The organism is Steroidobacter sp. (assembly GCF_016790065.1).
Lineage (GTDB): Bacteria > Pseudomonadota > Gammaproteobacteria > Steroidobacterales > Steroidobacteraceae > Steroidobacter.
In genome coordinates this window covers 1-8,279 of sequence record NZ_JAEUPY010000903.1, presented here as the reverse complement: position 1 = coordinate 8,279, position 8,279 = coordinate 1, and the positions used below count along the sequence as shown (strand labels likewise).

9 protein-coding genes are annotated in these 8,279 nt (G+C 61.6%); 6 read left to right on the top strand and 3 right to left on the bottom strand.

Annotated elements, in window-relative coordinates; all coding sequences use genetic code 11:
* The first annotated feature begins 259 nt into the window (after positions 1-259).
* The 4 genes from JNL55_RS36215 (at position 260) to JNL55_RS36200 (ending at position 4,347) form a co-directional block, all read left to right on the top strand.
* Positions 260-1,675: a circularly permuted type 2 ATP-grasp protein gene (locus JNL55_RS36215; RefSeq protein ID WP_293866617.1), complete on the top strand. Its 1,416-nt coding sequence runs from the start codon at positions 260-262 to the stop codon at positions 1,673-1,675.
* Between the two features lie 112 nt (positions 1,676-1,787).
* Positions 1,788-2,735 carry an alpha-E domain-containing protein gene (locus JNL55_RS36210; RefSeq protein WP_293866614.1) on the top strand — a complete coding sequence of 316 codons (948 nt, stop codon included), beginning with the start codon at positions 1,788-1,790 and terminating at the stop codon, positions 2,733-2,735.
* Between the two features lie 15 nt (positions 2,736-2,750).
* A complete protein-coding gene (locus tag JNL55_RS36205; RefSeq protein WP_293866611.1) occupies positions 2,751-3,557 on the top strand; it encodes a transglutaminase family protein in 807 nt (268 codons plus the stop codon).
* 55 nt (positions 3,558-3,612) lie between these two features.
* Positions 3,613-4,347 (top strand): proteasome-type protease, encoded by a 735-nt coding sequence (locus JNL55_RS36200; protein WP_293866608.1) that lies wholly within the window; start codon positions 3,613-3,615, stop codon positions 4,345-4,347.
* A 21-nt stretch (positions 4,348-4,368) separates the two neighbouring features.
* Here JNL55_RS36200 and motB read toward each other — a convergent pair whose 3' ends face one another.
* Positions 4,369-5,472, bottom strand: coding sequence for a flagellar motor protein MotB (gene motB / locus JNL55_RS36195; RefSeq protein WP_293866605.1), 1,104 nt, complete (start codon positions 5,470-5,472; stop codon positions 4,369-4,371).
* Between the two features lie 18 nt (positions 5,473-5,490).
* Positions 5,491-6,348, bottom strand: coding sequence for a flagellar motor stator protein MotA (gene motA / locus JNL55_RS36190; protein WP_293866602.1), 858 nt, complete (start codon positions 6,346-6,348; stop codon positions 5,491-5,493).
* A 178-nt stretch (positions 6,349-6,526) separates the two neighbouring features.
* On the opposite strand from motA, the gene JNL55_RS36185 reads away from it, so the two are divergent.
* Entirely contained in the window at positions 6,527-7,360 is an 834-nt protein-coding gene (locus tag JNL55_RS36185) for a secretin N-terminal domain-containing protein (RefSeq protein WP_293866599.1), read from the top strand.
* A 57-nt stretch (positions 7,361-7,417) separates the two neighbouring features.
* Complete coding sequence (locus JNL55_RS36180; RefSeq protein WP_293866596.1) at positions 7,418-8,011, top strand: hypothetical protein; 594 nt, start codon at positions 7,418-7,420, stop codon at positions 8,009-8,011.
* Here the strand turns inward: JNL55_RS36180 and JNL55_RS36175 are convergent.
* On the bottom strand, positions 7,984-8,279 hold a 296-nt coding region (locus JNL55_RS36175; protein WP_293866593.1), incomplete at its 5' end, for a sensor histidine kinase. The genes JNL55_RS36180 and JNL55_RS36175 overlap by 28 nt on opposite strands.

Genomic DNA, 8,279 nt, shown 5'->3' with positions numbered 1-8,279 from the left:
GGCGGCGGCAAGATCCAGTTGCCGTAATACGCCCCATGATCGTGCGCGAGGCCTGCTAGCGGGGCCTCGCGTTGGTGCATCCCGACCCAAGTGCACCGCTGCACTCACAAACTCCGCCCACAAACTACGCATAGTCAGCGCCGTCACGCGCTGGCACGCTTTTCGCTCCCTTCCCCGACACAAGTTTGAGCCTGCGGCTGCGTTGAGCCGGGCTCGCCTGAGCCGAAATGAGTCGGCTCGGGCTACAACAGAGGTCTGGATGGCGGCGACCCCGTACGATGAGATGCATGCTGGCGACGGCGCAGTGCGCGAGCACTACAAGACCTTCGCCTCCTGGCTGGCGCGCACGCCGAGCGAACGGGTGGCTCACAAGCGGGCCGAGGCCGATACCCTGTTCCACCGCGTCGGCATCACCTTCGCCGTCTATGGCGAGGAAGCCGGCACCGAGCGGCTGATTCCCTTCGACATCGTTCCGCGCATCATCCCGGCCAGCGAATGGAAACTGCTGGCCGCCGGCTTGAAGCAGCGAGTGCGCGCGCTCAACGCGTTCATCAACGACATCTACCACGCGCAGGACATCTTGCAGGCCGGGCGCATTCCGCCGGAGCAGGTGTTGTGCAACGGCCAGTATCGGCCGGAGATGCAGGGCATCGACGTGCCAGGCTCTATCTACGCGCACATCGCGGGCGTCGACGTGGTGCGCGCCGGCGCTGGCGAGTTCTACGTTCTCGAAGACAATTTGCGCGTGCCTTCGGGCGTGTCCTACATGCTCGAAGATCGACGCATGATGATGCGTTTGTTTCCTGAGTTGTTCGCGCTGCATTCGGTGGCGCCGGTCGAACACTATCCCGACTTGTTGCTGGAGAACTTGCGCAGCGTTGCTCCGTCAGGTGTGAACGATCCGACGGTAGTGCTGCTGACGCCGGGCGCATACAACAGCGCTTACTTCGAACATGCCTTCCTGGCGCAACAGATGGGCATCGAGTTGGTCGAGGGACAGGATTTGTTCGTCGACGACGAGTTCGTGTACATGCGCACCACTCGTGGCCCGCAGCGAGTGGATGTGATCTATCGACGCATCGATGACGACTTTCTGGATCCGCTGGTGTTCCGGCCGGATTCCATGCTGGGCATTCCCGGCTTGCTGGCGGCATATCGCGCCGGACGAGTCACGGTTGCAAATGCCATCGGCACTGGCGTGGCGGATGACAAATCGATTTATCCGTATGTGCCGGACATGATCCGGTTTTATCTCGGCGAAGAACCGCTGTTGTCGAATGTGCCGACGTTTGTTTTGCGCCGGCAGGAAGATCTCGAATACACGTTGGCTCACTTGTCGGAGCTGGTGGTCAAGGAGGTTCATGGCGCCGGCGGTTACGGCATGCTCATCGGGCCCGCCGCTTCCAAAGATGAGTTGGCGGCGTTTCGTCAGCGCATCCTGCGCTCGCCGGAAAAGTACATCGCTCAACCGACGCTCGCGCTATCGGCGTGTCCCACCTTCGTCGATGCCGGCATCGCGCCCCGGCACATCGATTTGCGACCGTTCGTATTGTCAGGTCGCGATGTGACCTTGGTGCCCGGAGGTTTGACGCGAGTGGCGTTGCGAGAAGGATCGCTGGTGGTGAACTCGTCGCAGGGCGGCGGCACGAAAGATACGTGGGTGTTGGAGCAATGAACGATCTGCGCGTAACGCCGCCACAGATTTTTCTTTTCATTGAACTCGTTTTTCCCGAAAGGAAAAACAAAATGAATACTGCTGGGCGAGTGCGCCTGAAAGGCGTACGAGCATGCTGAGCCGCACCGCCGATCATCTCTATTGGATGGCCCGCTACACCGAGCGGGCCGAAAACCTTGCTCGCATGCTCGACGTGAACTCTCGCATGTCGTTGCTACCGCAAGGCTCGGAAGTGGTGGAGCAAGGTTGGATCGCGACCTTGACCATCATCGGGCTGATGGACGCCTTCCGGCAGCGCTACGACTCAGTGACCCCATCGAACGTCATCGCTTTCATGGCCTTCGATCGCGATAACCCACTGAGCATCTACAGCTGTCTCCGCGCAGCTCGTGAGAACGCGCGAGCAGTGCGTGGCACGCTCACTTCAGAAATCTGGGAAACGTTGAATGCCACGTGGCTGGAAATGCGCGTGGCCAGTCTGCGGTCGTCCAACGACGCCGAAGTGGGCAACTTCTTCGAGTGGGTGAAGTATCGCTCGCACGTGGCCCGCGGCGTCATTCAGGGCACGATGTTGCGCGATGAGGCCTGGCATTTCGCTTGGTTGGGGACCTATCTCGAACGCGCCGATAGCACCGCCCGCATTCTGGACGTGAAGTATCACCTGCTGCTGCCTCATGGCGAGCAGGCCGGTGGCGCAACGGATTATTACCAATGGAGCGCGTTGCTCCACTCGGTATCCTCCTTCGAGATCTACCGTCGCGTGTACCGCGACTTGATCACGCCACGTCGCGTCGCTGAGCTGCTGGTGTTACGCGACGACATGCCGCGTTCGCTACGACGGTGCATGTCGCAAGTCCATATGCATTTGCAGTCGGTGCGTAATTCGCAGTCGGCGGAAACCGAGAGGCGGGCTGGCGAGTTACAGGCGTCGCTGCATTTCGGTCGGATCGACAGCGTGTTCGAGATCGGGTTGCACGAATACCTGGTGCGCTTCCTCGGCCAGGTGAGCGACCTGGGCGACCGCGTCTCGCGGGACTTCCTGGTTTCGGCGACCGACTAATTACGGGACAGCGGCATGCAACTCCACATCCGACACGAAACGTTCTATCGCTACGGCGAGCCGGTCAAACGCAGTGTCCAGAATCTGCGCCTGACGCCCCGTCGCGATCCCATCCAGCGAGCGATCAGTTGGAACCTGGCCGCGCCGGGGCGGTATCGGTCGCAAGTCGACGCGTACGGCAACATCGTGCATCTGTTGACGCTCGATGGTCCGCATCGCGAGATTCGCATCGTGGTCACCGGCGTGGTGGAAACCGAAGACCACGCCGGCGCATCGCTGCCCGACGAAGGCAAGATTTCCCCGCTGGCGTTTCTGGCGGAGACGCCGTTGACGCGGCCTGACGAGGCCATCGTCGGCTTCGCTCGCCCGAAATTACAAGGTGGCGGCGAGCTACGCGACAAGTTGCTCGGGCTGGCCGAAGCGGTGTGTGAAGAAGTGCGCTATGAAAAAGGCGCCACTGATGTGCACGAGTCGGCTTCGCGCGCGTTCGCACGAGGTGCGGGTGTTTGCCAGGATCATTCGCATATCTACATAGCTTGTTGTCGCAGCGCCGGCATTCCAGCGCGCTACGTCAGCGGGTACTTTTACACCGGCCGGGACGGCGAGATCGCCAGTCACGCGTGGGTCGATGTTTGGACCGGGCGCGAGCAAGGCTGGATGTCCGTCGACGTCACTCATCGCACGCCCACCGATGGCCGGCATTGCCGGTTGGCGGTGGGGCGCGACTACCTCGACGCCTGCCCGGTGCGTGGCGTTCGACGCGGCGGTGGTGCGGAAGAGATGCAAGTTGCGGTAAGCATCGCGGCGTCAGCGCAGCAGTGATGGGTTTATAGTTCGTCTCCGGGCAATGCTGCCCGCTTTTCGTCGGTTGCTAGCTATGACTTATTGCGTAGGCATGCTGCTCGATGCCGGGCTGGTGTTTCTTTCCGACTCGCGCACCAACGCGGGCGTCGATCAGATCAGTACGTTTCGCAAAGTGACCGTGTTCGAGCGGCCGGGCGAGCGCGTCATGGTGCTGCTCACCGCCGGCAATCTGGCCATCTCGCAGGCGGTCGTGAACATCCTGCACGAGCATGCCGACGATCCAGGCGCGAGTATCTGGGGTGCCAAGAGCATGGTCGAAGCCGCCATGGCCGTTGGCGAGGCACTGCGCGAGATTCATCGTCGCGACGCCGACGCGCTCAAAGAGCATCACATCGAGTTCAATGCGTCGCTGATTTTTGGCGGCCAGATCGGCACCGAACAACCCAGACTGTTTTGTATTTACGCCGCCGGCAATTTCATCGAGGCGACCGCCGACACGCCGTACTTCCAGGTCGGCGAGTCCAAGTACGGCAAGCCCATTCTGGATCGCGTGATCTCTCGCTCCACCAGCCTGGCGCAAGGCGCGAAGTGCGCGCTGATTTCCATGGACTCGACCATTCGATCCAACTTGTCGGTGGGCGTGCCGTTGGACCTGTTATCGATTCGTCGTGACGATTTGAAAGTTCACAGCCACGTGAACATCGACGAGAACCACGCCTACTTCAGAATGATCCGCACGCGCTGGAGCGAAAGCCTGCGCCACGCGTTCCACGAGATCCCCGACCCGGAGTGGATGCGGCGGAGCTGATCGCGCTCCGCCAAAGCTCGCTTAGCGCGCTACCAGCTCGTACTGCGACAGAGCAGCGGTGATGGAAGGCGCACCGCCAGCTGCTGCAGGGGCTGCAGCGGGAGCGGCGTCAGCGGTGGGGGTGCCACCCGCAGGAGCGCCACCCACAGGAGCGCCAGTGCCGCCGGCCTCGGCGACCGGAGCAGACTCGGGGTCAGTGGCATGAGGCGGTTGTACGCTGAGTAGCGTGCCGTTCTCATGCATGATGGCTTCTTCGGTGCGGCGGTTCATCACGATGATGCTGATGCGACGGTTCACCGGGCTGTCGGGCACGGCGCTGTCGAGCAGCACGCTCGATGCAAGACCCACCACGCGACCCACTTTCTCCGGCGGCAGGCCACCGGCGAGCAATGCGCGACGAGCAGCGTTGGCGCGGTCGGCTGACAATTCCCAGTTGCTGTAGTTGTTGGCGATGTACGGTTTGATGTCGGTGTGACCGCTGATGCTGATGCGGTTCGGCACGTTGTTGATGATGTTCGACAGCTCGAACAGGATCTTGGTGCTGTAGTCCTCGAGCTTGGAGCTGCCGAGCGGGAACATCGAGCGCCGATCGTGATCGACGATCTGAATGCGCACGCCTTCGGGCGTGATGTCCAACAGGATCTGATCCTTGAACTTCGCCAGCGCTTCACGCGCGTCGATCGCTTCTTTCAATTGATCCATGAGCGAGTTGAGACGCTCCGCGTCGATCTGCTCGGCGCGTTTCTCCGCGGCGTCATCGCTGACGGTGACGTTTTCTTTGGGCGGGCCGTCTTCAGAAGCCGCATCGGTATGCAGCTCCATGCCGCCGCCCAGCTGAATCATGCTGGTGCTGGCGCCGCCGGGGCCCTGAATGGACGTGGGCGAGGGCACGGTGCTGGTACCCGGCACCGCCGAAGGATTGTTGAAATATTCCGAGATGGCGCCTTTCTGTTCCTGGGTGGTGGAGCCCATCAGCCACATCAACAGGAAGAACGCCATCATGGCGGTGGCGAAGTCGGCGAAGGCCACTTTCCACGAGCCGCCATGGTGCGCATGGCCGCCCTTCTTGACCTTCTTGATGATGATCGGGGCGAGTTCGCCGTCCGCACTCTTAGCCTTGGCCATGACGTGGGTCCCGCAGCCTTAAGCTTTCTTACCGCGCAGCTGGGCTTCGAGATCCTTGAAGCTCGGACGCAGATCGGCAGGCGTGGACTTGCGACCGAACTCGATCGCGACCTGCGGCGGATGACCCTGCAGGAAGCCCATGATGCAGGTCTTGATGGTGGTGTAGAACGCGGTCTCATCGCGAGCGCGACGTTCCATGGCCGTGCTCATCGGACCGAGCAGACCGTAAGCCAGCAAGATGCCGAGGAAGGTACCGACCAGCGCGGCCGCCACCTTGAGGCCGATTTCTTCCGGCGGGCCGCCGAGCGCGCCCATGGTGTTCACGATACCGAGCACCGCGGCCACGATGCCGAAGCCGGGCAACGAGTCGGACACTTTGTTGAGCGCCTGGGCCGGCTCTTCGCCGCTGTGATGATGGGTTTCGATTTCCAGATCCATCAGCGCTTCGAGCTGATGCTGATCCATGTCGCCGCTGATGATCAGCCGCAGATAATCCTGAATGAATTCGACGGCGTGATGATCACCCATGATCAACGGCCGCTTCTTGAACAGATCGCTCTTGGCCGGATCTTCGATGACGCGTTCCAGGCCCATCATGCCTTCCTTACGCGCAATCGACAGCAATTCGTACATCACTGAGAACAGCGCCAGGTAATGATCTTTCTTGTAAGGCGAGCCTTTGAGCAGGCCGCCGATGCCGGCGCCGACGCGCTTGGAGACGCTGAACGGGTTGGCGATGATCAACGCGCCGACCGCGGCGCCGCCGATGATGACTAGTTCCGAGGGCTGCCAGAGAGCCGCCAGTTGACCGCCATGGACAGCGAAGCCGCCCAACACGCAGCCGAACACCACCACGATGCCGAGGATAAGATTCATTGCTTATAGGACCAAGATCAGCACGCGGTTAAGGCCCGCACAGATGTTGATTCGGCATAATCCGCGTGGGCTTGAGCCGGCCAAGCTGCAGTAAATGCGCTGTTTGTACCTAAGACTTAACCTGAACCGGTTGTTTGGTCATCGAATACAGGGACTTAGCTCAGGTGAGCGGACTTTTATGAAGAATCTGCGCAAACGTTTGCAGCAATGGTCCTGGCTGGCGCTGGGTGGCTGTCTGATGGCGGCTACAGCGTTGGCGCAGTCGCTCACTGTCATCGATTTAAAGCATCGGCGCGCCGAGGATTTGATCCCGGTGTTGCAACCGTTGTTAGAGCAAGGCGGCGCGCTCAGCGGCCAGGATTACAAGCTGTTTGTTCGCACCAGCAATGCCAACCTGGCGCAGCTGCGCTCGGCGCTCGAACAGTTGGATAAACAACAGCGACAGTTGTTGGTTTCTGTGCGACGGAGCACAGCACAAGACCTGCAACGCGAGCAGGCATCGGCGTCCGGCACGCTGCGCACCGGCGACGGCAGTTTCTCAGTCAACGAACGACCGCGTGCCAGCTCCGGCGCCACGGTGCGTGCCGGCGAACGTAACGTGCAAACCCAAGGAGCGAGCGTCTCGAGCGTGCAAGTGCTGGCCGGCAGCTCGGCCTTCATCGCTACCGGGACCAGCGTGCCGATTGTGACGGCCGTCGCAGTTGGCGGCGGTCGCAGGCCGTTTGTTGCGGGCACCATCGAGCAGCGCAATCTGCAGCGAGGCTTCACGGTTACGCCGCGCGTCAATGGCGATCAGGTGATATTGGATATCTCACAACAAGATGAGCGCGTCACCGGCGGCGGCATCCAGTCGCAGTCGTTAAATACTCAAGTGACCGGGCGGCTGGGTTCCTGGATGCAGTTGGGCGGTGTGAGCGAGTCCTCGAGCCAGACCAACAACGGCGTACTCAGCCGGAGCTACAGCACCGGCAGCAATGAGCTGTCGATCTGGGTCAAGGTGGATGCCCCGTAGCGTCTGATGTGACCGGCGCACTGCAGCCCGCTACAGGGCGGCAGTACGCTGCGCGCCATGTTTGCTCATTGGCGAATCCTGGTGGCGTTGGGAGCCTTCGGTGCGGGTGTGGCCGCGCTGGTGGAAGGCCGTGCCATCGATCATCCGCCCGGGGTGCTGGTCGAGGCCGAGCCGTGGCAACGGTTGGTCGAGCGGCCGGCGTTCCCCCATGGGAAATATCAGCTGACGCCGCTGGCCGAGTTCGACGTCGAAGCCCGCGTGCTGTCGGTGGAGAAATATCGAATGGACGGCGGCGCTGCCGTGTCGCCCATCGATTTCGCGCTGGGCTGGGGCCCGATGTCCGATACCGCGGTGCTATCGCACTTTCGAATTCGCCAGGGCGGGCGGTTCTTTTCCATCTATCCCGATGAGCAGGCGCTGGACCTCAAGACCGCCATGCTCAACGCGTCCAACATGCATCTGATTCCGGCCAACGATTTGATCGAAGATCGTTTGCAGCGGGTCAAGCCGGGCAACATCGTGCGCTTGCGCGGCCAACTGGTCAGCGTGGTGGGGCCGAACAATTTCACCTGGACCAGTTCGCTCACTCGTACCGACACCGGCAATGGCGCGTGCGAATTGTTCTATGTGGAGTCGCTGGAAAGACGTTGAGCGTGCACCGGTAACACGCACCGGACCAACAGGCCGGGACGGTTGTCGAGCAACTCGATGCTGGCACGATGCAACCGCATCACCGCGGCCACCAGGCTCAGGCCCAAGCCGCTGCCGACTTGATCGCGGTCGCGTTCCAAGCGAACGAATGGTTGCAGAATACGAGTGCGATCCAATTCCGGAATGCCCGGACCGTTGTCGGCCACCGTCAAGGTCACTGCGTCGCCGAGGGTGAGCACGCCCGCTTCGACTTTGCCGCCTTCGGGCA

Excerpts from the sequence above, each read along its gene's own strand:
- JNL55_RS36215 (WP_293866617.1), top strand. The coding sequence starts at position 260 with ATGGCGGCGACCCCGTACGATGAGATGCATGCTGGCGACGGCGCAGTG.
- JNL55_RS36210 (WP_293866614.1), top strand. The coding sequence starts at position 1,788 with ATGCTGAGCCGCACCGCCGATCATCTCTATTGGATGGCCCGCTACACC.
- JNL55_RS36205 (WP_293866611.1), top strand. The coding sequence starts at position 2,751 with ATGCAACTCCACATCCGACACGAAACGTTCTATCGCTACGGCGAGCCG.
- JNL55_RS36200 (WP_293866608.1), top strand. The coding sequence starts at position 3,613 with ATGACTTATTGCGTAGGCATGCTGCTCGATGCCGGGCTGGTGTTTCTT.
- motB (WP_293866605.1), bottom strand. The coding sequence starts at position 5,472 with ATGGCCAAGGCTAAGAGTGCGGACGGCGAACTCGCCCCGATCATCATC.
- motA (WP_293866602.1), bottom strand. The coding sequence starts at position 6,348 with ATGAATCTTATCCTCGGCATCGTGGTGGTGTTCGGCTGCGTGTTGGGC.
- JNL55_RS36185 (WP_293866599.1), top strand. The coding sequence starts at position 6,527 with ATGAAGAATCTGCGCAAACGTTTGCAGCAATGGTCCTGGCTGGCGCTG.
- JNL55_RS36180 (WP_293866596.1), top strand. The coding sequence starts at position 7,418 with ATGTTTGCTCATTGGCGAATCCTGGTGGCGTTGGGAGCCTTCGGTGCG.